The following is a 22,346-nucleotide window of genomic DNA, read 5'->3' on the forward strand; positions in this document are numbered from 1 at the left end:
CCCAGCACACACGCAGCACACCTCTCCCCAGGCCTGGAGGCCTCACTCAATGACGCACACGTCGACCGACCAGCCCGCGCCCAGAGCGAGCGGAGCCGTCGTCCCGGTCCTCGCCTTCGCGGGCATCGTGGTCGCGGTGATGCAGACCCTGCTCGTCCCGGTCATCAAGGACCTGCCGCAACTGCTGGACACGTCGCCCAGCAACGCCACCTGGGTCCTGACCTCGACCCTGCTCTCGGGCGCCGTGGCCACGCCGATCATGGGCCGGCTGGGCGACCTGTACGGCAAGCGGCGCATGCTGATCGTCAGCCTCTCGGTGATGGTGGTCGGCGCGCTGGTCAGCGCGTTCACCAGCGCCCTCCTCCCCATGATCGTCGGCCGTACGCTCCAGGGCTTCGCGATGGGCGCGATCCCCCTCGGCATCGGCCTGATGCGCGACATGCTGCCCCGCGAGAGGCTCGGCTCGGCGATGGCCCTGATGAGCTCCTCGATCGGCGTCGGCGGCGGCCTCGCCCTGCCCGCCGCGGCCCTGGTCGCGCAGCACACCAACTGGCACGCCCTCTTCTACGGCGCCGCGGGCATCGGCGCCCTCGCCATCGCCCTCACCCTCCTCGTCGTACCGGAGTCCCCGATGCGCGCGAAGGGCTCCTTCGACGTCCTGGGCGCCCTCGGCCTCTCCACCGGACTCGTGCTCTTCCTGCTGCCGATCACCAAGGGCAGCGACTGGGGCTGGACCTCCGCCACCACGCTCGGCCTGTTCGCCGCGTCCGCCGTCGTACTCCTCCTGTGGGGCGTGATGGAGCTGCGCGTCAAGGCCCCGCTGGTGGACCTGCGCACCACGGCCCGCCCGGCCGTCCTCTTCACCAACCTCGCCTCGATCATGGTCGGGGTCAGCTTCTACGTCGTCTCCCTCGTCCTCCCCCAGTTGCTCCAGCTGCCGAAGTCCACCGGCTACGGCCTCGGCCAGTCGATGGTCGTCGCCGGCCTCCTGGTGGCGCCGCTCGGTCTGACGATGATGTTCACGGCCCCTGTCTACGCCCGCCTCTCGGCGAAGTACGGTCCCAAGTTCACCCTGATCCTCGGCCTGCTGATCATCGCGATCGGCTACGGCGCCGGCCTGGGCCTGATGAGCGCCGCCTGGCAGAGCCTCGTCATCGCGGTGGTCCTGGGCGCGGGCATCGGCCTCGCGTACTCCTCGCTCCCCGCGCTGATCGTCGGCGCGGTCCCGGCGTCGGAGACGGGCGCGGCCAACGGCCTCAACACCCTGATGCGGTCCATCGGTACGTCCGTGTCGAGCGCCGTGGTCGGCATGGTCCTCGCCAACACCGCGAACAACGTGGGCGGCGTCGAGATCCCGACCATGCACGGCTTCCGCGTCTCGTTCCTGATCGCGACGGGCGCGGTGGCGGTCGGCCTGCTGCTGGCCCTCTTCCTGCCCGGCCGGCGCCCGGCGACCGAGCCGCAGCTGCGCGCGAGCAGCGAGGAGGACGCGGTACTCGCGCACGCCGAGGAGGCGCTGCGCGGCTTCCGCGGCCGCGTCCTGGACGCCACCGGCACCCCGGTCGCCCGCGCCAAGGTGACGCTGATCGACCGCCGGGGCCGTCAAGCCGGCGCGACCCTCTCCGCCGACGACGGCACCTACACCCTCGCCGTCCCCGCCCAGGGCGCCTACGTTTTGGCCGCCCGCGCCACCGGCCACGCCCCGCTCGCCTCGTCGGCGACCCACGCGGGCGACGACCGGGCGGTGGCCCTGGACCTGTCGCTGCCCGGGGAGACGGTCTCCGCCTGACTCGCACCACCAGCACAGGCATCACCAGCACCACCGCACCCCCTGTCGCTTCGCCGACGGGGGGTGCGACAGCATGGGTGCGCCAACAGGCTCGTACGACGCGATCGCAGCCGTAGCTGTAGCTGTAGCTGTAGCTGTAGCCGTAGCCGTAGCCGTAGCCGTACGACACCTGCCCGCGCATACGGACCGTACGACCGAAAGGACCCCCATGCCCGCGGCCCCCAAGCCCGAGATCCTGGCCGCCTTCGAGGCGGCGAAGGGGTTCATGCCCGCGGGTGAGGGCCTCGCCCTGTACGCGGCTGCCGTCGAGGCCGGGCGCCTCGGTCTCCCGCTCCTGGAGGTCGGCACGTACTGCGGGCGCTCCACGATCCTGCTCGCCGACGCGGCTCGCGAGGCCGGGGTCGTCGCGCTCACGGTCGACCACCACCGGGGCAGCGAGGAGCAGCAGCCGGGCTGGGAGTACCACGACACGGAGACGGTGGACCCCGAGATCGGCCTGATGGACACGCTGCCCACGTTCCGCCGCACGCTGCACCGCGCCGGGCTGGAGGAACACGTCGTCGCCCTGGTCGGCCGCTCGCCGCAGGTGGCGAAGGTCTGGGGCAGTCCCCTCGGGTTCGTCTTCATCGACGGCGGCCACACCGACGAGCACGCGAACGCCGACTACGAGGGGTGGGCGCCCCACGTGGCCGAGGGCGGGCTGCTGGCCGTCCACGACGTGTTCCCGGACCCGGCGGACGAGTTCACCGGCCAGGCCCCCTATCGCGTCTACCTCAGAGCTCTCGCCTCCGGCGCGTTCACGGAGGTCTCGGTGACGGACTCGCTGCGCGTCCTGCGGCGAACGGGGACGGGGATCTGAGGGCGCGGTTAGAGTCGCTGTCGTGTCGTACGTAGGACCGGATTTCGAAACGCCCCAGCCCCGTCGGCCCCGCCGCCGCCTGCTAGCCGTCACCCTCGCCGCGCTCGTGCCGGGCGCGTTGCTGGGGTGGCTGGTGTTCGAAGTGGTCGGCGGAACAGGCGGTTCGGGCGGTTCGAGCGGTTCGAGCGGAAAGGCGGGCTCGGCGGTCGGTACCGCCACCGCGCAGTCGAGCCCGAGCACCTCCGAGAAACCGACACCTACGACCTCACCCTCGGCCCCCGCCGCCTCCGGCTCCCTCAAGGGCAAGGTGATCGTCATCGACCCGGGCCACAACCCGGGCAACTTCCAGCACACGGCCGAGATCAACCGCAAGGTGGACATCGGTACGAACCGGAAGGAATGCGATACGACAGGCACGTCCACCAACTCCGGTTACACGGAGGCCGAGTTCACCCTCGACGTGGCCCACCGCATGCGCGCTCTGCTGGAAAAGCAGGGCGCCACGGTGAAGCTGACCCAGGACAACGACCGGCCCTACGGCCCGTGCGTGGACGAGCGCGCCCGGATCGGCAACAAGGCGCACGCGGACGCCGTCGTCTCGGTCCACGCGGACGGTTCGGGGACCGGAAACCGCGGCTTCCACGTGATCCTGCCGGGCAGCGTGCACGCGGGCGCCGCCGACACCCGCCCGATCGTCGACGCCTCCCGCGACCTCGGCGAGCGCATCGCGGGCAACTTCGTGCACGTAACGGGCAGCGCGCCCTCCAACTACGTCGGCGACGGCACCGGACTGGACACCCGCACGGACCTGGGCGGTCTCAATCTGTCAACGGTTCCCAAGGTGTTCATCGAGTGCGGCAACATGCGCGATAGCAAGGACGCGGCACTGCTGACCAGCGGCCCCTGGCGGCAGAAGGCTGCGCAAGGGATCTCTGAGGGAATCGTGAACTACCTGACCTCATAGCCACGCACAGGACCCTCTCCGGACCGGGGCCCACCTGTTGCCCGGACAAGCTCTGATCTACCTCAAAAGCATTGCGGTCGCACACGCCCCACTCCTTGAATCTTCTTGACCGAGAACGATCAAGATCTGCTCACCTCTGAGCCTGGGGGAATAGTGAAGCGTCAGATCATCCTGCGTGGAGGGCTGCCCGCAGCAGCAGCCATCACCCTGACCATCTGCCTTGCCGGCATGGGCACAGCAGCTGAAGCGCAATCCGCCACGTCGTCCAGCAGCACCGGCACGGTCAGCGTTCAGGCAGCAGGCAAGGTGACCTGGAACCCGAACGCGAAGCCGAAGCACGTCAAGTCCATACCGGGGAAGTGCGGCAAGACACCGATCGCGGAGGCATCCGGGCGGGGCCCCATCACTCTCCGCATCGACGAGACCAAGTCCATGAGCACCACTTATTCAAAGAGCTTCTCCGTCAACTACAAGGCTCTGACTGCGGCGGTCGGCTGGGATATCACGAAGTCCCGCAGCATCACGGTCAGTGGAGCCAAGGAGGTACCCCGCGGCAAGTACGGGGTCCTCAAGGCCTACACGAGGTACTCAGGAAAGCAGTTCGACGTGTACAACCCGGTCGAGTTCAAGTGGACCGCAAAGGGTGTGAAGGCTTACAAGCCGATAGGCGTCTGCTACGCATTCAGCGCCCGCTAGTCCACCCTCTGCAACATCCAGGTTCGATCCAGAAGCCCGTCGGGACACCCAGACGGGCTTCCTGGCTCGCTGCAGCGCGCCGCCGACACCCGCCCAATCGCCCCCCTTCCCGCAACATGGGCGAACGCATCGCGGGAGCTTCGTCGGAGGCACCAGCAGCGCGCCCTCCAACTACGTCGGTGATGGTACGGACTTGGATGTCCGTACGGATATGAGTGGGCTGAGCCTGTCCACCGTCCCCCGCACCTGGCAGCAGAAAGCGACGCAACGAATCGTCGACACCACCACCGCATGGGTAGACAGGATCACCCGCTGGGCGCCTGTACGCACGGAGCATGTAGAACGAGTTGCCTTCGATACTCGGGCCATGAGCGCGGTTCGTTCAACAGGCGAAGGCTCCGCTGCGGGACGCCGCCGCGATGAATGCGACCCGCAGCGCCCTCATCCAAGCACTCGGAGCCAGCCACCAAGACGTGCGGCCGTCTTCCGGCGGCCGGACAAGATGGAATCGCCAGCGCACTGCAACACCGAAAAGCCACACACTAGATGCTCTTTGTGTCGGGATCCTGGAAAGCGTGGCGCGTCACCCGGCAACCGTTCTTGTTGTGACAGCGACCGGACGCGGAACCTACCGTCGTACTACGCCAGACCGGTACGGCTTCCCCCGCCTCAGCCTGCCCCGCACCAAGCAACACTTCGGCTACGCAACCGGCGATCTCGTACGCGCAAACGTACCCACCGGCAAGAAGCAGGGGACTCACACGGACATGCTTGACCTGTACGGACTGGTGGCCCGCAGGACCTCCACAGTCTCAATCCGTCAACGGTTTTCGAAGTGTTCATCAGTGCGGCAACCTGCGCGATGGCAAGGACGCGGCGCCGCTGACCAGCGGCGCGCGGCGTCAGAAGGCCGTCCGTGGAATCTCTGAGGGAATCGTGAGTGTCGTGCGGGGGTAGTGATCGCTGGGTTGGTCCCGACGGACACCCTGCTCGGGCGGGCGATAGTGTCGCCCCTACGATGAGGCCACTCCCGCGCTTCACACCGCGGCCCGAGGGCGACATGGTGACAGCGACGCCTCCACCGATGACGAGACGACTGAACCGAAGGACATTTTGAAGTGAATATCCGCTCCCTCACTCGAGGCGACGGCGTGGTGATCGGAGCAGCGGTGTTGCTGTTCATCGCGTCATTCCTCGACCTCTACTCGCTCGACGGTGCTCCCGACAGCCTCGAGATCCCCAGCATGTGGGCAAGCGGCCCGGTCCTGCTCAGTGTCGTTCTGGCGGGGATCATCGGTGCCGCGCTCGTCATCGTCTCTCGGGGTCTGCCGCAGACGCCGAAGGTGGCGGGGCTCGACCTCGGACAGTTCGGCGTCGCCTTCACGGTGTTCGCCGCGTGGAGCGCGCTGGGCAACATCTTCGACCCGGCCGGGGGTGCCGACAACTTCGAGACGGCCGGCCCCGGCCCCGACGCCGGCATCGGCCTCATCCTCGCCCTCGTCGCCACCCTGCTCATGGCCGCCGCCGCCATCGCCACCCCCCTCGTCCCGGCCCTCAAGGGCGCCCTCATCCCCGCCCCGAAGCCCCAGGCCCCGCAGCCCTACGGCGCCCAGCCCCAGGGCGGTTACGGCTACCCCGGCGCCCCGCAGCCGGGCCAGCCGTACGGCGGTCAGCCGCAGCCGGGCCAGCCCTTCGGCGCCCAGCCGGGCGGGCAGCCGGGCGGGCAGCCGCAGCAGCAGGCTCCGCAGGCGCAGCCGCCGGCCGCGGACTTCTCGCCGTTCTGGTTCGCCGTGCCGGTGCCGCGGCCGCTGTTCGCGGAGGACGGTTCGCCGACGCCGATCGCCGAACTCGCCCCCGGCACCTGGTACCTCGCGGTCGAGCAGCGCGGTCCGGCGCTGGTCGCGCAGACGCAGGACGGTCGTCGTGGCGTGCTGCAGGACACGTCGGGGATCCAGCGCGGCTGAGTCCACCAGCCCTACGACAACGGCCCTTCGCCCTTCCGGGCGGGGGGCCGTTGTCGTACAGTCGCAGGCCGGAGCCGTCAACTGACAACCTGTCAGATATCTGGAGGCGCCATGCGGCTAGGGCTCGCCCTCGGCTACTGGGGCCGCGGCCCCTCCGCGGACCACGTGCCGTTGGCGCGGGAGGCGGAGCGGCTCGGCTATGACTCCGTGTGGACCGCGGAGTCGTGGGGCTCGGACGTGTTCACGCCGCTCGCCTGGATCGCGGCCCGGACCTCCCGCATCAAGCTCGGTACGGCGGTTGCCCAGATGGCCGCCCGCTCGCCGACCACGACGGCCATGCACGCGCTCACCCTGGACCACCTCTCCGGCGGACGCGTGCTGCTCGGGCTCGGGCTGTCCGGTCCGCAGGTGGTCGAGGGCTGGTACGGACGGCCGTTCCCGAAGTCGCCGCTGACCGCGACCCGGGAGTACGTCGACGTCGTACGGCAGGTGCTGCGGCGCGAGGCGCCGGTGGAGCTCGCCGGCCGTTTCCACGCCCACCCCTACCGTGGTCCGGACGCCACCGGCCTCGGCAAGCCGCTCAAGCCGATCACGCATCCGCTCCGCCCCGATCTGCCGATCCTGCTGGGCGCCGAGGGGCCGAAGAACGTGGCGCAGACGACCCGGATCGCGGACGGCTGGCTGCCGTTGTACTGGTCGCCGACCCGGCCCGAGGTGTACGAGGCTTCACTCGCCGGGGCTCCCGAAGGCTTCCTCGTCGCCCCCATGGCCCAGGTGCGGGTGTGCGACGACGTGAGCGACGGGCTCCTGCCGGTCAAGGCCATGCTCGGCTTCTACATCGGTGGCATGGGACACGCCGCCCGCAACTTCCACGCCGACCTCATGGCGCGCATGGGGTACGAGGAGGAGGCCCGGCGGATCCAGGAGCTGTTCCTGTCCGGCCGTAAGGAAGAGGCCGTGCTCGCCGTCCCCGATGCCTTCGCGGACGAGATCTCCCTCGTCGGGCCCCGCGAACGTATCGCCGAGCGGCTGGAGTCGTGGCGCAAGGGGCCGGTGACGGACCTGTTGGCGCTGGCGCCGGACCGCCGGTCGTTGCGGGTGCTGGCCGAGCTGAGCTCGTAACTCGTAGCTCGGTTCCATATCTCAACTCCCAGTCACATGCCGGGGATTCACAGGAAGATCGAGACCGGGTCCAGCGTGAGTTCGCTCGTCTCGGGGTTCCAGGCCCGCACCCTGCCCAGGCAGGTGGCCGGGAACTCCTCGTCCGCCGAGTAGCTGTCGACCCGGAACTCCTCGCGGACCCAGGACTCCTCGCAGGTGATCTTCACATGCGCGGGCGGGTCGCCGCTGCCGTAGCGGGCGCGGAGTACGACGTCGCCGCCGGCGGCCCTGCGCACCGTGAAGAGGCCGGAGATCGAGACGTAGGTCCTCCTGACGGCGGTCAGCGGGGCGCTGCTCCCGTCAGCGGTGCCCCTCAGCTCGTCGGCGAGCGCGGCGGTGGGCACGAGCTGGCCGGTGGCCAGGTCGGCGTCCACGACCATGTCCCTCTCCCGCAGCCTGTCCATGATCAGGCGGATGGTCTTCATCGGCGTGTTGGGCTCCCAGTACTCGGTGCGGGTCTGGGTGCTCCGGTCGTGCTGGGCCTTGCCACCGCCGACGGTGATTTTGCCGAACACGTTGAAGCCGCGGGAGACGCTGGTCTCGTGGGAGACGTTCAGGTCCGCCTTCGGGATGCCGAGGATGTCCGCGACGCCCTCGACCCGTGTCTCGTGCAGATAGATGCACATGCCGGAGACCATGCGCCCCCCGCCCCGGCGCCGCCTGCGCCGGGCGGCCACCCAGCGCGCGAGCACGTACTGGAGGACGACGGCGAAGCAGGTCGCCGTCAGGAGCCAGACGGCCATCCACGGCCACCGCATGCTCCACCACTGACTGTCAATGACACCCACGGATCTCCTTGAAGGCATCGGAGAGTGAGGAACGGTTCGCGTCGACCATGCGGCCGCCGGTCGCCGCGGCGGCCTTCTTCAGCGCGGCCGCGTCGGCCTCGCCGAAGTGGACGGGGAAGGTGGGCACCTCGCGCGCGTCGGCGCCGAGCCTGCCGTGGCGGCGCAGGAACTCCTCGTACGGGATACCCGCGTTGCTCTCGCCGTCCGTCATCAGCACGATGGACACGGGTCGTTCGGGGGCCTGGCGCACGGCGTCCGCGGCGATGCGGTAGCCGTGGTCGAGGGCCGACCAGACGGCGGTGGAGTCGTCGAAGGCGCCGTCGGCCACCACCTTGTCCAGGGCACGGAGATCGTCGTCGCCCCGCACGGTCACCGTGCGCTCCTGCAGCACCTCGCCGCCGAACCGTACGACGGTGAGGCGCTCGCCCCGGTAGAAGCGGGCGAACTTGCCGGTGGAGGTGGGGTCCGCGCCGCTGAGCCCGGCGAAGGCGGCGCGCAGGTCGGCGATCCGCTCGCCGCGCATGGAGCCGGAGAAGTCGAGCAGGAACACCACCTGGTCGGTGGTGGTGTGCGCGGGATCCCCGTAGTCGGCGACGAGTCGCTCCACGATGGACAGCCGGTCGGGGAAGGACAGGGCGTTGCCGACCGCCGCCCGCAGGGGCTCGGCCGGTGTGACGTCCTGGTTGACGGGGCGGCGCCAGGTGCGCTGCATCAGCTTCCGCTGCACGTCGTCCCCCAGCAGCCAGTCGACCACCTTCTCGTACGCGGTGCGCTCGCCGGTGTTCAGCAGGAGCAGCGGGAAGTCGGACAGCACCATGCCGTCCTCGGGATGGACGATCTCCAGGGGCTCGGGCAGCTTGTCGGTGGCGTTGAGGGAGAGGAGCTCCGACTCGTGGGCGATGAGCGCGTTGGCCTTGTCCTGATGGCCCTTGTAGGTCGTGATGAGTTCGCGTGAGCTGGCGCCGGTGAGGGTCTGGCCGGAGCGGAAGCCGCGCAACCGGTCGCAGGAGACGTCCTGTTCGCGTAGCGCGCTGCCGGTTCCGGCGGCCGCGGTGGCGACACCGACGAGGGCCGCGCGCCCGGTGTCGCTGCTGCGCGGGTCGGCCATCCCGAACCGTACGGTGCCGTCGGCGGCCGCGTCCGCGATGTCCGCCCACGACAGGTGCCCGCCGGGCACGCCGTCCCGCAGGGTGTCGGCGACCTGGGGGGTGAGGCCGACCACGACGGGCGAGCGCATGATCGGGGTCGACTCGGGCCGGGCCGTCCGCTCGCCGGAGTCCTGCAGCCGCAGCAGGAACGAGCGGTCGGAGGCCGGCCAGGCCAGGTCGTACGACGAGCCGCGGGCGCCGGCCAGATCGGCCGTGGCCCGGTACTCCATGTCCAGCTCGACGCCGGTGTCGTCCTTCAGCTCACCCAACAGCGGTTCGAGGTCGGCGAGTTCGGGGCTGGCGAGGACCCGCAGGGTGACGTCCTTCTCGTCCCGGGTGCAGGAGGTGAGAGCGGCGAGCAGGGCCAGCGTCAGGCAGGCGGTGAGGGTACGCGCGTACCTCCTCATGGGGTGTCCTGCACGGGCGGCGGGCAGGTGCCCACGGAGTTGATGATCTCCTCCAGGACGTCCAGGTCGGGTTCGTACACCTTGGTCTGGTCGCGGTTCGGCGTCGGCACCTGTATCCCGTGCTCGCGCAGGTAGGTGTTGAGCTGGTCGCTGGTGCCGTCCTCGCCGGAGAAGCGGACGCGGAAGCCCAGTTCGATCGCGCGCCGGCGCAGTTCGGTGTCGTCCTCGATGATGCGGACCAGCTTGTCGCCCTTGTCGCTCAGGGAGATGAGCTGTGGCTCGGTGAGGGCGTAGGGGGTGGGATAGAGCAGGACCCGGTCGGTGTCCTGCCGGTGGTGCTTGTGCTCGTAGTCGATCTGGTGGGCCAGGTACTGGTGCTCGTAGATCACGGAGATGGGTGCGATGCTCTCGCCGAGGTCGGAGAGGTAGCTTTCGGCCTGTTCGTCGGCCCACATGCCCTGGAGGTCGATGAGGGGTTTGATCTTCCGGGCGACCTTCTCGGCCTCCTTCATCGCTTTGTCCTCGTCGGCCTCCCCGGCGCCCGGTGTGCTGTCGCCGTTCGCGACGAAGGCGAGGATGCTCATGTAGGCGCCCGCGGAGTTGGACTCGCAGACGTTGGAGGTGCGGACCAGGACGCGGCCACTGTTGCTGCGCCCGCCGGCCTCGTCGAATCCGATGCCGTTCCAGGTGTCCGCGCGTTCGGGCGTGCCGTCTTCGTCCTGGTCGCCGGTTTCGCGTCCCTCGTCCAGGCCGTCCAGCAGGTCCATGAACTTGCCCATGTCGAGGTCGTAGTAGAGCGTCCTGCCGCCGGCCGTCGCCGGCTGCGGAGTGGCCACGCCCGCCTTCCGCAGGGTCTCGGCGTAGTCCCGGAACGTGCCGAACACGAGCGGTGTGACGAAGGGACGCACCGAGTCCACCGAGCGGTCCTGCCGGTCGAGGATCAGCTTGGCCGCGGGCTGGCCGGACGGGAAGACCACGTCCATGCCCTTGAGGGACTGCGTGGCGATGCCCCGGGAGCCGAGCCGGTGGATGTCGACCCGTATGCCGTGCTCCAGCAGCAGCCGCTGCACCTCGGGGTCTTTGAAGTAGTCGGACTTGGAGGCCATCCTGGCCTCGATCGTGGTGATGCGGTCGAACGGGCGGAGCGCGTTGCCCGTGACGAGCAGGGCCAACAGCCCGGCCAGGGCGAGCGGAAGCGCGACGACGACGTGGAGTGGTAAGCGTGGACGGCGGCGGGCCCGGTCGCGGGTGGCGAGCCGTGGTTCCTCCGCGAGGCGCGGTCTGTCCGCTTCGGATGTGGCGTGCGGTCTGTCTGCTTCGGACACCGGCTCTCCTGCCCTCCCCCTGGGGGCAAGGATTGTCGGAGATCATCAGGAACACCAGCCGTCGGCAGGACCAATTCGGGCGGAACGGAAGGCGAACGGAAAGCGAGGCCCCGTCGGCTGACCGCCACTCACCTCGGCTTTTCGGCCACCGCGTTTCATCCGCGGTTGAGGGGCAACCCGATGGACATGTCCCCTCATTATCGCAACGGTGCCAATCAGGCCGGCACGATCATCGCGGTCGTCGCCGACATCATGGCTCTCATCCTGGGCCTGTGGATCCTGATGTACCTGCTGGACGCGAACCGCGCGAACGAGTTCGTGCAGTTCATCCACGACGCGGCCCGCTGGCTGGCGGGCTGGTCCCACGACCTGTTCACGTTCGACGAGGCATGGGCGCGGGTCGTGGCCGGATACGGCCTGGCCGCGATCGTGTACCTGTTCGTGGGGCACGCGATCGCCAATCGCGTGCACCGGCACTGAGCCGACCGCATGCACCGGCACTGAGCCAACCGAGTGCACCCGCACTGAGCAGTCAGGCGCAGCAGTCCGGGTCGAGGCCGCGGGGCAGGTGGTCGCCGTCGAAGACCCGGCAGGTCGCCTCATGCCCGCCGAGGGCGGCGACCGCGAGGAGGAGGGAGCCGGCCGTCCACGTGGTCAGTTCCCGGGGCCAGATGGCCTCGTCCTCGAAGACGTAGCCCGTCCAGTACAGGCCCGACTCCGCGTCCCGCAGGTGCTGGATCGACTGGAGGATCTCCAGGGCCCGGTCAGACTCGCCCATCGCCCAGAGAGTGAGGGCGAGTTCGGCGGACTCGCCGCCCGTCACCCACGGGTTGGGGACGACGCACCGCACCCCGAGTCCGGGAACGACGAAACGGTCCCAGTCCGCCTCTATACGGGACTTGGCCTCCGCGCCCGTGAGCGCGCCGCCCAGCACCGGGTAGTACCAGTCCATCGAGTAGCGGTCCTTGTCGAGGAACCGCTCCGGGTGGCGCCGGATCGCGTGCCGCAGCGCCCCCACCGCCAACTCCCAGTCCGGCTGCGGCTCTTCACGCTCCTCGGCGATGGCGAGCGCGCAGCGCAGCGCGTGGTGGATCGAGGAGGAGCCGGTCAGCAGCGCGTCCGCGGTGGCCGTGCCGTCGTCCTCGCTCTTCCAGCCGATCTGTCCGCCCGGCTGCTGGAGGCGCAGGACGCATTCCATCGCCGCGTAGACCGTCGGCCACATGCCGTCGAGGAAGGTGTCGTCGCCGGTGGAGAGGTAGTGGTGCCAGACGCCCACGGCTATGTAGGCGACGAAGTTCGTCTCGCGGCCCCGGTCGGTGACGTCGTCGAAGTTCCCGTCGGCGTAGGCCGCGTACCAGGAGCCGTCCTCGTTCTGGTGCCGGGCCAGCCAGGTGTACGCCCGCTCGGCGGCCTCGTGCTCGCCGGCCGCGTCCAGCGCCATCGCGGCCTCGGTGTGGTCCCACGGGTCCAGGTGGTGTCCCCGGAACCACGGGATCGCTCCGTCCTCCCGCTGCATGGCGAGGATCCCGGCGACGGTGGCGGCGGCCTGCCCGGCGGTGAGGACCCCGGGCAGGACGAGGTGTTCTGTCCGGGGGGTGGTCACTTGGCGGCCGCCCCTGCAACGAGCCCGGCTTCGGTTGCGGTCTCGGTTTCGCTTTCGGTCTCGGTCTCGGTTTCGGTCTCGGACAGACGCGGCAAGTGTGGCTTGGTCGCGTACGCCACGAAGCTCTTGCCGATCAGCGGGTTCAGCGCCTGCTCGGCGACCCGCGTGGCCAGCGGTTTCTTCATGATGTCCCAGACCAGCAGCTTGTGGTACGCCCGCACCGGCAGCGCCTTGTCGTTGTCGACGCCGAACGCGCACTTCAGCCACCAGTAGGGCGAGTGGAGGGCGTGGGCGTGGTGCGTGCCGTACGGCTTCAGTCCGGCCTCGCGGATCCTCGTCAGCAACTCGTCGGCCTTGTAGATGCGGATGTGGCCGCCCTCGACCTCGTGGTAGGCGTCGGACAGGGTCCAGCAGACCTTCTCGGGGCCGTAGCGCGGGACGGTGATCGCGATGCGGCCGCCGGGCCTCAACACCCGGACCATCTCGGCGAGTACGCCCTTGTCGTCCGGGATGTGTTCCATCACCTCGGAGATGATCACGACGTCGAAGGACTCGTCGGGGAAGGGCAGCGCGAGGGCGTCGCCCTCCATGGCCGTCGCGGTGGCGCCCTCGGGGGCCTCCCCCGCCTCCTTCATCGCCGCGAACCACTTCGCGACCTCGCGGATCTCCTCGGCGTTCTGGTCAAGGGCCACGACCTGCGCGCCGCGCCGGTAGCACTCGAACGCGTGCCGGCCGGCACCACAGCCGAGATCCAGAACACGGTCCCCCGGGGCGAGCGGGAACCGGGAGAAGTCGACGGTCAGCACGTGGCCCTGCTTTCGGGGAGGTCTTCCGGGGTGGTGGCGGCAGTGGGGGCTGTTGCCGTGGCGATCGGTGGTACTGCTGTGGCTGGTTGTACGGACGCTCTCGCGGGTGCCGATGGTTGACCGGCCGAGCGGGCGATCGCCTCGCGGTACCTGGCGACCGTCCCCTCGGCGGCCCGCGCCCAGGTGAACCGCTCCAGCACCCGCTCGCGCCCCGCCGCGCCGAGTCGACCGCGCAGCTCCGCGTCACCCAGCAGCCGGCCCAGCCCGGCCGCCAGCGCCCCCGCGTCACCCGGCGGTACCGCCAGGCAGGTCTCCCCGTCGGATCCGGCGACCTCCGGGATCGCGCCGCCCGTCGTGGCCAGCAGCGGCGTTCCGGTGGCCATGGCCTCCGCCGCCGGCAGGGAGAAGCCCTCGTACAGGGAGGGCACGCAGGCGACCTGGGCCGAGCGGACCAGGTCGACCAGTTCGGCGTCCGAGATGCCCTTGACGAACTCGACGGCGCCTTGGAGGCCGTAGCGCTCGAGCGCCTGGGCGACGGGCCCCTCGTCGGGTCGCTTGCCGACGACGACCAGGTGGGCGTCGGGGTGCTCGGTGCGGACCTTCGCCAGGGCCTCGACCAGGAAGACCAGGCCCTTGAGCGGTACGTCGGCGCTGGACGTCGTGACGATACGGCCGGGGACGCGCCGTATGGACTCGTCCGGCGAGAACAGGTCCGTGTCGGCGCCGATGTGGACGACGTGGATGCGGTCCTGCCCTACGCCGAGGTGGTCGACGATCTCCTGGCGGGACGTGCCGGAGACGGTGAGCACGGAGGGCAGGCGGCGGGCGACGCGCTTCTGCATGCGGGTGAAGCCGTACCACCGCCGTATGGACATCCTCCGCCGCAGGCCCTCGGCCGCGTCCAGTTCCAACTGGCGGTCCACGGTGATGGGGTGGTGGATGGTGGTGACGAGCGGGGCGCCGACATCGCCCAACAGGCCGTAGCCGAGTGTCTGGTTGTCGTGGACGACGTCGAACTCGCCGCGCCGGGCGCGCAGATGGCGGCGGGCCCGGAGCGAGAACGTCAGCGGCTCCGGGAAGCCGCCCGTCCACATCGTCGCCACTTCCAGCGCGTCGACCCAGTCGCGGTACTCGCCGGGCTTCGGGGTGCGGAAGGGGTCCGGGTGGCGGTAGAGGTCGAGGCTGGGCAACTCGGTCAGGCTCAGGCCGTCGTAGCCCTCGTCGAGGACAGGGTAGGGCTGGGAGCCGATGACCTCGACCCGGTGGCCGAGGCGGGCCAGCTCGCGCGAGAGATGCCGTACGTAGACACCCTGGCCCCCGCAGAACGGGTTCCCTTTGTACGTGAGGAGCGCGATGCGGAGCGGTCGCTCGCCGTCAGCGGCCAGGCCCCCGGAGGACCCCGCCTGACTGGCCTCAGCGGTCACTCTGGGCCCCCTTCTGCCTGCTCTGCCCCGCGAGATTACGCCGGGACGCTAATCTAGAACAAGTTTCAGACTTGATCGTTCAGGAGGCTCTGAATCTACCGGCAGGTAGGGCCGCTGTGAGCGGTGGATCAGGTGATTCACGCCACGACGGACGTCCTGTCACGGAACGAGAGCCATGCCTGCGGAAGCCAAGGCCGACAAGGGGAACAAGGTGGTCAAGGTGGATGCCAGTACCGCACACCCCGCATCCCCGCCCCTCACCGAGCGGCAGGAGGCGCGCCGCCGCCGCATCCTGCACGCGAGCGCGCAACTGGCCAGCCGGGGCGGCTTCGACGCGGTGCAGATGCGGGAGGTCGCGGAGGTCTCACAGGTCGCCCTCGGCACCCTCTACCGCTACTTCCCGTCCAAGATCCATCTGCTGGTCGCCACGATGCAGGACCAGTTGGAGCACATGCACGGCACGCTGCGCAAGAAGCCGCCGTCGGGCGAGACGGCGGCGGAGCGGGTGGCGGAGACGCTGATGCGGGCCTTCCGCGCGCTGCAGCGCGAGCCGCATCTGGCGGACGCGATGGTCCGTGCCCTGACCTTCGCCGATCGCAGCGTCTCGCCCGAGGTCGACCAGGTCTCCCGCCAGACCACGGCGATCGTCCTGGACGCGATGGGCCTGGAGGACCCCACCCCCGACCAGCTCTCCGCGGTCCGCGTCATCGAGCACACCTGGCACTCGGCCCTGATCACATGGCTGTCGGGGCGCGCCTCCATCGCCCAGGTGAAGATCGACATCGAGACGGTGTGCCGGCTGATCGACCTGACGGATCCGGACAGGCGGGGCCCGGACAGGTCGTAGGCACAAGAAAGACCGCACAAGAAAGACCTACGAGACGGGTTCCCTTCGCCGGCATTACCCGGATCAGGTAACTGGGGGTCGCCTTCCGGTCTTCCGGCCTCTCGGCCTTCCGACTTTCCGGCCTCTCAGCCCGACCGTCGCTGTCGGCCCCGGCGGAAGCCGAAGCCTCACGCCGAAGTCGGCTACTCCGGTCGAACTCCCTCACTCGTCCCGTAGGCACTTCTCATAATAGGACATACGGCACGGTATGGAACCCCCCGAACGATAATTTTTTGGGGCGTTCTACTCCTCCGGCGGAAACACCGGCTCCCCGCTCCCCAGCAGCGTGATCATGATCGCCTCCACGGGGCAGGCCTCCGCCGCCGCGAGGACCTTCTCGTTGGCGTCGGTCTCCGGCTCGACGGGGTGGGACTGGCGTCCCGTGTCGAGCCGGAAGCCGTCCGGGGCGTGGTGGACACAGCTCGCGGAGCCGATGCACAGGGAGCGGTCGACCTCGACCTGCCAGCGGTCGCCCACGCTCTACACCTCCCCGCCGGCCGGCAGATGGATCATCTTGTGCTCCAGGTACTCGCCGTACCCTTCCGGCCCGAACTCCCTCCCCAGCCCGGAGTTCTTGTAGCCGCCGAAGGGGCCGAGCATGTCGAGGCTGAAGGTGTTGACGGAGTACGTGCCGGTACGGACCCGGCGGGCGATCTCGACGCCGTGCGCGACGTCGGCGGTCCACACGCTGCCGCTCAGCCCGTAGTCGGAGTCGTTGGCGATCTTCACGGCCTCGGACTCGTCGCCGTACGGGAGCAGGCAGATCACCGGGCCGAAGATCTCCTCCCGGGCGATCCGCATGGAGTTGTCGACGTCGCCGAAGAGGGTCGGCTCGACGTACCAGCCCCGATCGAGTCCCGGCGGGCGCCCGCCGCCCGTGAGAATCTTCGCGCCCTCCTCCTGGCCGATGCGGATGTAGTCCAGGTTGCGCCGCTGCTGCCGCTGCGCCACCAGCGGGCCGACCTGCGTCGCCGGATCCAGCGGGTCGCCGACGACCAGGGCGCCGGCTGCCGCCTCGAAGGCCTCGGCGAACTCGTCGTAGCGCGAGCCGGGCAGCAGGATGCGGGTCTGGGCGACGCACGCCTGCCCGTTGTTCATCCAGGCCGCGGAGACGATGCCGGGGACGGTGGTTTCCAGATCCGCGTCCGGCAGGACCACCGCCGCCGACTTGCCGCCCAGCTCCAGGGTCACGCGGGTCAGGTTGCGGGCGGCCACCTCCATCACGCGCTTGCCCGCGGCCACCGAGCCGGTGAAGGAGACCTTGTCGACGCCCGGGTGTCCGACGAGGTACTCGCTGACCTCGCGGTCGGCGGGGAGGATCGACAGCACCCCCTCCGGCAGCCCGGCCTCCCGCGCGATCTCGCCGAGGATGTACGCGTCCAGGGGCGATTCGGGCGACGGCTTGAGGACCACCGTGCAGCCGGTGAGCAGCGCCGGCGCGAGCTTGGCGGCGGCCACGAACTGCGGGACGTTCCAGGGCACGACGGCCGCGACGACCCCGACCGGCTCGCGCCGCACGAGGATCCGCCCGAGGACTCCGTCGCGTGTCTCCTCGTAGGTGAAGTCCCGCGCGACCGTGATCGCCGCGTCCCACACCATCATCGCGCCGAGCGCCTGCGCGAGGACGCTCCAGGAGTACGGCGACCCGTTCTCGGAGGAGATGAGGCGGGCGATCTCCTCGTGCCGGGCGGCGATCCCGTCCTTGATCCGGGTGACGACCCCGATCCGCTCGTCGAGGGTCATGCGCGGCCAGGGCCCCTCGTCGAACGCCTTGCGCGCGGCGGCGACGGCCCGGTCCACGTCCGCCGTCGAGGCGTGCGGCACGCGTCCGATGACCTCCTCCGTGTGCGGCGAGATCACCTCGATGACGTCCTTGCCCAGGGGGTCGGTCAACTCCCCGCCGATGAACAGCTGTCCGTGTTCAATGGGTTCCATGGGTTCCATGGGTTCCATGGGTTCCACGAGTTCGGCCATGGCGACTGCCTCCCCGGAGCGACTGCGTCTCTGACGGTTCATCAGATACGGCCACTGATACCAGGTCCACCTGGAGGAGTCCACGGTCGGGACGTCGGACGGGAAGGTCGACCTGGGCTCCCATCGAAACGCGTTCTAGTTATAGTTGGCCGGGACACGGCGATTGGGGAGCCCATGGCGCAGGTGTACGACCACGGCGGCGGCGTCCGCTCCCTTCAGGTCCCCATCCCGGACAACCCCCTCGGCCACACGCTCGTCTACGTCGTCGACACCGACCGGGGACCGGTACTGATCGACACCGGCTGGGACGACCCGGCCTCCTGGGACACCCTCGCCGAGGGGCTGACGGCCTGCGGCACCTCGGTCGGCGAGATCCACGGCGTGGTCATCACCCACCACCACCCCGACCACCACGGCCTGTCCGGCCGGGTGCGCGAGGCGTCCGGGGCGTGGATCGCGATGCACGCGGCGGACGGGGCGATCGTTCGGCGGACCCGCTCGACCCGCCCCGAGCGCTGGTTCACCTACATGACGGCCAAGCTCGAGGGGGCCGGGGCCCCCGAGGAGCACGTGGCCCCGCTGCGCGCCGCCCGCCGTCGCACCGTGCCCGGCCTGGCCCCGGCCCTGCCGGACCGCGAGATCGTCCCCGGCGAACTCCTCGATCTGCCCGGCCGCCGGCTGCGCGCGATCTGGACCCCGGGCCACACCCCCGGCCATGTCTGCCTGCACTTGGAGGAGGAGCACCCGGCCCGACTCCCGGGCCACGGCCGCCTGTTCTCCGGCGACCACCTGCTCCCCGAGATCACCCCGCACATCGGCCTGTACGAGGATCCGGACGACGCCACCGTCACCGATCCCCTCGGCGACTACCTCGACTCCCTGGAACGCGTCGGCCGCCTCACCCCGGCCGAGGTGCTCCCCGCCCACCAGCACGTGTTCACCGACGCTGCCGCCCGCGTACGGGAGTTGCTCACCCACCACGAGGACCGCCTCACCGGCCTCCTCTCCCTCCTGGCCGAGCCCCTCACGCCCTGGCAGCTCGCCGTGCGCATGGAGTGGAACCGCCCTTGGGACCAAATCCCGTACGGATCAAAGAACATCGCTGTCTCGGAGGCGGAGGCGCATCTGCGGCGACTGGTGAAGCTGGGGCGGGCGGAGGCGGTGACGGGGAGCGAGCCGGTGACGTACGTGGCGTTGTAGAGAGGTTGGCGTAACAAATCGCGCGCAGCCGATCACTCACTGTTTAGCTGGCGCCGAGGCCGTCCCTCACGGCGCCCTCTTTCGACCCTGCTCGAACGAGAGAAGAACAGCATGAGGATCATGAACACGAACACCCTGGAACGAGCGGCCGTTCCGTCTCTGGCCGCGGGTCTCCTGCTGGCCGCGTTCGCCGCCCCCGCCGCGGCCCAGGCTCCGTCCGACTCCACGGCGACCCGTGTCGGCAACGCCGTCACGATCACCGTCCGGGGCGAGACGCCGAACCCCGTCAAGATGCGTGTCGACTCCAGCGGCAGCCTGATCATCGAGGACTCCGCGGGTATCACGGCGGGCCCGGGCTGCACCCGGTCCGGCACGGGCAACACGGCCGTCAACTGCGGCCCCGCGAGCACCGTCACCCGGCTCTCCGTCGCCCTGGCCGGCAAGGCGTAAGCGACGGCGGGTCCTCTCTCAGCCCCCGTATGCTCGGACCAACTCATCGGCTGGGCCGAGGAGTTCGATTTCCCGTCGGGTCATCGTCGGATTGGCCGCGCGCCGTCGGCGTGCCTCGGCCAGCCCCTCCTCCGTGAGTTCGGAGGGGTCGGCGAGCAGCCCGGCCAGCAGTGCGCGGGCCGGTCCGGCGAGCGCCTCGGCCGAGACGGCGACCTGGGCCAGGATCACCGCTGACATACCCCAGTCCAGGCCCGGGTCGCCCTCCTCGGCGTTGGTCCAGTCGATCACGTAGGGACCGTCGGGCGTGAGGATCACGTTGTCCGGATGCAGGTCGAGGTGGAGTACGCGTCCGGTGGCGGAGCGACGGGCGGGGAGGGCGTGCAGCCGTCGCAGCAGACCGGCGAGGACGTGCCCCGCCTCCCGCGCGTCGATCCGCCCCGCGCCGAGCGCCTCCAGCATCGTCGGTCCCGACAGCCGCTCCAACACCAGCTCGGTGCGGGTGGAGGCGGAGAGCCGCACCCGGGGCGCGGCGTAGCCGTGTCGGCGCACGTGCTCCATCACCGCGCCCTCGGCGAGCGCGTCCCCCCACCCCTCCCGGTTGCGGCGCAGCACCCACGCCTCGTCGATCTCGTACACGTCGGCGGCGCGGCCGGAGCCGAGCAGTCTCCCCGTCATGGACCCCCGTGACCCCCCGTCTAGGACATGACTCGAACGTACCCGCACACACAGGCGGCCCTCAGCCCCTTCCTTACGGGCGAGTAGAGTAGCCGCGTCGTCATCACACCCGTACGGGGGGAAGCCGGTGCAATTCCGGCGCTGACCCTCCCCCAGTGCCTTAAGGGCCTGGGAGGTACCCCCACCGTGAACCACCACCGTGGTGAGCCGGACTGCCCCGGACGGATCGTGAACGGCTCACGCCCACCGGCAACCGGCCGGTGTGCGGCACCGTCGAGGTCTACGGAGCCGAGCCACCCGGGGTGTCCCGTGCTGCCCGGCTCCCTCGCAGGGAGAGGCACCCGCCGATCATGAACGTCCGCCGCAGCGCCGCGGCCCTGGCCGCCGCCACCGCCGTGATCGGCGCCGCCACCGCGCCCGCCGTCGCCGCCGACCCGTCCCCGTCCGCGTCGCGGGCCTTCCCCTCCGCGCTGTACGGCAGCACGGACCCGACGTACGACGGTGTCTGGCGTCAGTCCCTCACCCTGCTCGCCCAGCACACCGTCGGGGTGAAGTCCCCGGCCGAGTCGGTGGACTGGCTGGCCGGGCAGCAGTGCCCGAACGGCGCCTTCGCGCCCTACCGCGCCGACCCCGCCGAGGCATGCGGCGCGAAGCTCATGGTCGACACGAACAACACGGCCGCCGCCGTCCAGGCCCTCGCCGCGCTCGGCGGCCACGACGCCGCCGCAGACAAGGCCGTCGCCTGGCTGAAGTCCGTGCAGAACAAGGACGGCGGCTGGGGCTACGCGCCCGGCGGCGCCAGCGACACGAACTCGACCTCCGTCGTCGTCGGCGCGCTGACCGCCGTAGGAGAGAAGCCGACGGACGTGCGCAAGGGCGAGCAGACGCCGTACGACGCCCTGCGGAAGCTCGCCCTGCCGTGCGACGGGGACGGCGCGGGGGCCTTCGCCTTCCAGCCGGACAAGAAGGGCGAGTTGGCCGCCAACGCCGACGCCACGGCGGCGGGTGTCGTCGGCGCGCTCGGCAAGGGCCTGGTCGTGCGGCCGGGGTCCGGCACGCGGACCGACGCGGCGACCTGCACCGACGCCGGCGCTCCGTCCCCCCAGCGGGCCGCGGCCAACGGCGCCGCCTACCTCACGAAGGCCCTCGCCAAGGACGGTCACCTCAAGTCCACCCTGCCCGGCTCCACCGACCAGCCCGACAACGGCAACACCGCGGACGCCGTCGTCGCACTCGCCGCGCAGGGCCAGGTCGCGCAGGCGAAGAAGCCCCTGCAATGGCTGGAGCAGAACTCCGCGGCCTGGGCGGCGAAGAGCGGGCCCGCCGCCTACGCCCAGCTGATCTTCGCCGCCCACGCGACGGGCACGGACCCGCGCGACTTCGGCGGCGCGGACCTGGTGCAGCAGCTCAACGCGACGGGGCCCGCCCCGAAGACGGCGACCGACGACTCCGCCGGGGACACGGACGACTCCGACGGCGGCGACATCTGGTGGATGGTCGGAGCGGGCCTCGCCGCCGGCGCCGGCATCGGCTTCCTGATCAGCGGCCGTAACAAGAGGCGGAAGCCGTGATCCGCCGCCGTGCCGCCGCACTGCTGCTTCTGGTCCCGTTTCTCCTGGGAAGCGTGGGCCAGGCGCAGGCCGCCGGCTACCGCTACTGGTCCTTCTGGGAGCGCGACGGCAACCAGTGGACGTACGCGCCCCAGGGCCCCTCGACCACCCGCCCCTCCGACGGCGACGTCCAGGGCTTCCGCTTCTCGGTGAGCGAGGACTCCGGCGACGCGACGAAGCCGCGCGGCACGGCGGACTTCACGACGATCTGCGCGAAGACGCCCGCGCGGGACGGCAGGAAGCGGGTGGCTCTGGTCATCGACTTCGGTACGACGACGGACGCGCCGTCGGGGGAGACCCCACCGGCGGCCCGTACGGCATGCGCGGCGATCGCCCCCGACGCGACGACGGCAGACGCCCTGGCCTCGGTCGCCAAGCCCCTCCGCTACGACACCAACGCGCTGTTGTGCGCGATCGCGGGGTATCCGCGGACGGGGTGCGGGGAGCAGGTGACGGCGGAGAAGAAGCCGGGCGCCGCGCAGAAGGAGGGCACGAAGGAGGGCACGAAGGACGAGGGCCCGTCGGTGGGCCTGCTCGCGGGGGTGGCGGTCGTGGCAGTCCTGGGCGGGGCGGCGGCGTGGCAGGCAAGGCGGCGCAGGGATGCGCCGTAACGCCGA

General features: G+C 70.5%; 21 protein-coding genes and 1 pseudogene. 13 read left to right on the plus strand and 9 right to left on the minus strand.

What is annotated here, in order from left to right; all coding sequences use genetic code 11:
- Positions 1–49: 49 nt before the first annotated feature.
- The 7 genes and pseudogenes from Q4V64_RS14635 to Q4V64_RS14660 all read left to right on the plus strand — a co-directional run bounded on the left by Q4V64_RS14635 (position 50) and on the right by Q4V64_RS14660 (position 7,394).
- The gene (locus Q4V64_RS14635; RefSeq protein WP_124442685.1) at positions 50–1,789 is read left to right on the plus strand and encodes an MFS transporter; all 1,740 of its coding nucleotides are present in this window, start codon (positions 50–52) and stop codon (positions 1,787–1,789) included.
- A 208-nt stretch (positions 1,790–1,997) separates the two neighbouring features.
- Positions 1,998–2,648 (plus strand): class I SAM-dependent methyltransferase, encoded by a 651-nt coding sequence (locus tag Q4V64_RS14640; protein WP_124442684.1) that lies wholly within the window; start codon positions 1,998–2,000, stop codon positions 2,646–2,648.
- A 22-nt stretch (positions 2,649–2,670) separates the two neighbouring features.
- Complete coding sequence (locus Q4V64_RS14645; RefSeq protein WP_124442683.1) at positions 2,671–3,612, plus strand: N-acetylmuramoyl-L-alanine amidase; 942 nt, start codon at positions 2,671–2,673, stop codon at positions 3,610–3,612.
- Positions 3,613–3,717: 105 nt separating this feature from the next.
- Positions 3,718–4,308, plus strand: a complete 591-nt coding sequence (locus Q4V64_RS14650; RefSeq protein WP_124442682.1) for a hypothetical protein — start codon at positions 3,718–3,720, stop codon at positions 4,306–4,308.
- 796 nt (positions 4,309–5,104) lie between these two features.
- A pseudogene (locus tag Q4V64_RS54975) lies at positions 5,105–5,265 on the plus strand (N-acetylmuramoyl-L-alanine amidase); the annotation flags it as partial.
- Between the two features lie 161 nt (positions 5,266–5,426).
- Positions 5,427–6,272, plus strand: coding sequence for a DUF5336 domain-containing protein (locus tag Q4V64_RS14655; RefSeq protein WP_124442681.1), 846 nt, complete (start codon positions 5,427–5,429; stop codon positions 6,270–6,272).
- Positions 6,273–6,383: 111 nt separating this feature from the next.
- Positions 6,384–7,394 (plus strand): LLM class F420-dependent oxidoreductase, encoded by a 1,011-nt coding sequence (locus tag Q4V64_RS14660; RefSeq protein WP_124442680.1) that lies wholly within the window; start codon positions 6,384–6,386, stop codon positions 7,392–7,394.
- A 47-nt stretch (positions 7,395–7,441) separates the two neighbouring features.
- On the opposite strand, the gene Q4V64_RS14665 is transcribed toward Q4V64_RS14660, so the two are convergent.
- From Q4V64_RS14665 to Q4V64_RS14675, 3 genes are read right to left on the minus strand one after another with little or no spacing between them, the layout of a single operon-like run.
- Positions 7,442–8,221, minus strand: coding sequence for a hypothetical protein (locus tag Q4V64_RS14665; RefSeq protein ID WP_124442679.1), 780 nt, complete (start codon positions 8,219–8,221; stop codon positions 7,442–7,444).
- On the minus strand, positions 8,208–9,776 hold the full coding sequence (locus tag Q4V64_RS14670; RefSeq protein ID WP_124442678.1) for a VWA domain-containing protein: 1,569 nt from the start codon (positions 9,774–9,776) through the stop codon (positions 8,208–8,210). Before Q4V64_RS14670 ends, Q4V64_RS14665 begins: the two co-directional genes overlap by 14 nt.
- Positions 9,773–11,101, minus strand: coding sequence for a hypothetical protein (locus Q4V64_RS14675; RefSeq protein ID WP_253267209.1), 1,329 nt, complete (start codon positions 11,099–11,101; stop codon positions 9,773–9,775). The genes Q4V64_RS14670 and Q4V64_RS14675 overlap by 4 nt, the downstream gene beginning before the upstream one ends.
- Positions 11,102–11,287: 186 nt before the next feature.
- On the opposite strand from Q4V64_RS14675, the gene Q4V64_RS14680 reads away from it, so the two are divergent.
- Positions 11,288–11,581, plus strand: a complete 294-nt coding sequence (locus tag Q4V64_RS14680; protein WP_124442677.1) for a hypothetical protein — start codon at positions 11,288–11,290, stop codon at positions 11,579–11,581.
- Positions 11,582–11,633: 52 nt separating this feature from the next.
- On the opposite strand, the gene Q4V64_RS14685 is transcribed toward Q4V64_RS14680, so the two are convergent.
- From Q4V64_RS14685 to Q4V64_RS14695, 3 genes are read right to left on the minus strand one after another with little or no spacing between them, the layout of a single operon-like run.
- The gene (locus tag Q4V64_RS14685) at positions 11,634–12,704 is read right to left on the minus strand and encodes a prenyltransferase/squalene oxidase repeat-containing protein (protein WP_124442676.1); all 1,071 of its coding nucleotides are present in this window, start codon (positions 12,702–12,704) and stop codon (positions 11,634–11,636) included.
- Positions 12,701–13,510 (minus strand): class I SAM-dependent methyltransferase, encoded by an 810-nt coding sequence (locus tag Q4V64_RS14690; protein ID WP_124442675.1) that lies wholly within the window; start codon positions 13,508–13,510, stop codon positions 12,701–12,703. The genes Q4V64_RS14685 and Q4V64_RS14690 overlap by 4 nt, the downstream gene beginning before the upstream one ends.
- On the minus strand, positions 13,504–14,934 hold the full coding sequence (locus Q4V64_RS14695) for a glycosyltransferase family 4 protein (protein ID WP_124442674.1): 1,431 nt from the start codon (positions 14,932–14,934) through the stop codon (positions 13,504–13,506). The genes Q4V64_RS14690 and Q4V64_RS14695 overlap by 7 nt, the downstream gene beginning before the upstream one ends.
- Before the next feature lie 175 nt (positions 14,935–15,109).
- On the opposite strand from Q4V64_RS14695, the gene Q4V64_RS14700 reads away from it, so the two are divergent.
- Positions 15,110–15,781 carry a TetR family transcriptional regulator gene (locus tag Q4V64_RS14700; RefSeq protein ID WP_124442673.1) on the plus strand — a complete coding sequence of 224 codons (672 nt, stop codon included), beginning with the start codon at positions 15,110–15,112 and terminating at the stop codon, positions 15,779–15,781.
- Between the two features lie 282 nt (positions 15,782–16,063).
- Here the strand turns inward: Q4V64_RS14700 and Q4V64_RS14705 are convergent, their stop codons facing one another.
- Together Q4V64_RS14705 and Q4V64_RS14710 are read right to left on the minus strand one after the other, a co-directional pair.
- Complete coding sequence (locus Q4V64_RS14705; RefSeq protein ID WP_095752376.1) at positions 16,064–16,297, minus strand: ferredoxin; 234 nt, start codon at positions 16,295–16,297, stop codon at positions 16,064–16,066.
- Between the two features lie 3 nt (positions 16,298–16,300).
- Positions 16,301–17,794 carry an aldehyde dehydrogenase gene (locus tag Q4V64_RS14710; protein WP_253267208.1) on the minus strand — a complete coding sequence of 498 codons (1,494 nt, stop codon included), beginning with the start codon at positions 17,792–17,794 and terminating at the stop codon, positions 16,301–16,303.
- Between the two features lie 174 nt (positions 17,795–17,968).
- On the opposite strand from Q4V64_RS14710, the gene Q4V64_RS14715 reads away from it, so the two are divergent.
- Entirely contained in the window at positions 17,969–18,994 is a 1,026-nt protein-coding gene (locus Q4V64_RS14715) for an MBL fold metallo-hydrolase (RefSeq protein WP_124442672.1), read from the plus strand.
- 120 nt (positions 18,995–19,114) lie between these two features.
- Positions 19,115–19,444: a hypothetical protein gene (locus Q4V64_RS14720; protein WP_124442671.1), complete on the plus strand. Its 330-nt coding sequence runs from the start codon at positions 19,115–19,117 to the stop codon at positions 19,442–19,444.
- 18 nt (positions 19,445–19,462) lie between these two features.
- Here Q4V64_RS14720 and Q4V64_RS14725 read toward each other — a convergent pair whose 3' ends face one another.
- Positions 19,463–20,119 (minus strand): phosphotransferase, encoded by a 657-nt coding sequence (locus Q4V64_RS14725; RefSeq protein WP_124442670.1) that lies wholly within the window; start codon positions 20,117–20,119, stop codon positions 19,463–19,465.
- Positions 20,120–20,469: 350 nt separating this feature from the next.
- Between Q4V64_RS14725 and Q4V64_RS14730 the strand changes: the two genes are divergently transcribed.
- Together Q4V64_RS14730 and Q4V64_RS14735 are read left to right on the plus strand one after the other, a co-directional pair.
- The gene (locus Q4V64_RS14730; protein ID WP_124442669.1) at positions 20,470–21,690 is read left to right on the plus strand and encodes a prenyltransferase/squalene oxidase repeat-containing protein; all 1,221 of its coding nucleotides are present in this window, start codon (positions 20,470–20,472) and stop codon (positions 21,688–21,690) included.
- Positions 21,690–22,340: an SCO2322 family protein gene (locus Q4V64_RS14735; protein WP_124442722.1), complete on the plus strand. Its 651-nt coding sequence runs from the start codon at positions 21,690–21,692 to the stop codon at positions 22,338–22,340. Before Q4V64_RS14730 ends, Q4V64_RS14735 begins: the two co-directional genes overlap by 1 nt.
- Positions 22,341–22,346: the final 6 nt, after the last annotated feature.

It is taken from the genome of Streptomyces sp. NL15-2K (genome assembly GCF_030551255.1).
In the GTDB taxonomy this organism is placed as follows: domain Bacteria; phylum Actinomycetota; class Actinomycetes; order Streptomycetales; family Streptomycetaceae; genus Streptomyces.

Bases quoted from the DNA above. Each gene is read 5' to 3' on its own strand.
- Q4V64_RS14680 (WP_124442677.1), top strand. From the start codon at position 11,288: ATGTCCCCTCATTATCGCAACGGTGCCAATCAGGCCGGCACGATCATC.
- Q4V64_RS14635 (WP_124442685.1), top strand. From the start codon at position 50: ATGACGCACACGTCGACCGACCAGCCCGCGCCCAGAGCGAGCGGAGCC.
- Q4V64_RS14730 (WP_124442669.1), top strand. From the start codon at position 20,470: ATGAACGTCCGCCGCAGCGCCGCGGCCCTGGCCGCCGCCACCGCCGTG.
- Q4V64_RS14640 (WP_124442684.1), top strand. From the start codon at position 1,998: ATGCCCGCGGCCCCCAAGCCCGAGATCCTGGCCGCCTTCGAGGCGGCG.
- Q4V64_RS14670 (WP_124442678.1), bottom strand. From the start codon at position 9,776: ATGAGGAGGTACGCGCGTACCCTCACCGCCTGCCTGACGCTGGCCCTG.
- Q4V64_RS14720 (WP_124442671.1), top strand. From the start codon at position 19,115: ATGAACACGAACACCCTGGAACGAGCGGCCGTTCCGTCTCTGGCCGCG.
- Q4V64_RS14725 (WP_124442670.1), bottom strand. From the start codon at position 20,119: ATGACGGGGAGACTGCTCGGCTCCGGCCGCGCCGCCGACGTGTACGAG.
- Q4V64_RS14660 (WP_124442680.1), top strand. From the start codon at position 6,384: ATGCGGCTAGGGCTCGCCCTCGGCTACTGGGGCCGCGGCCCCTCCGCG.
- Q4V64_RS14710 (WP_253267208.1), bottom strand. From the start codon at position 17,794: ATGGCCGAACTCGTGGAACCCATGGAACCCATGGAACCCATGGAACCC.
- Q4V64_RS14700 (WP_124442673.1), top strand. From the start codon at position 15,110: ATGCCTGCGGAAGCCAAGGCCGACAAGGGGAACAAGGTGGTCAAGGTG.
- Q4V64_RS14715 (WP_124442672.1), top strand. From the start codon at position 17,969: ATGGCGCAGGTGTACGACCACGGCGGCGGCGTCCGCTCCCTTCAGGTC.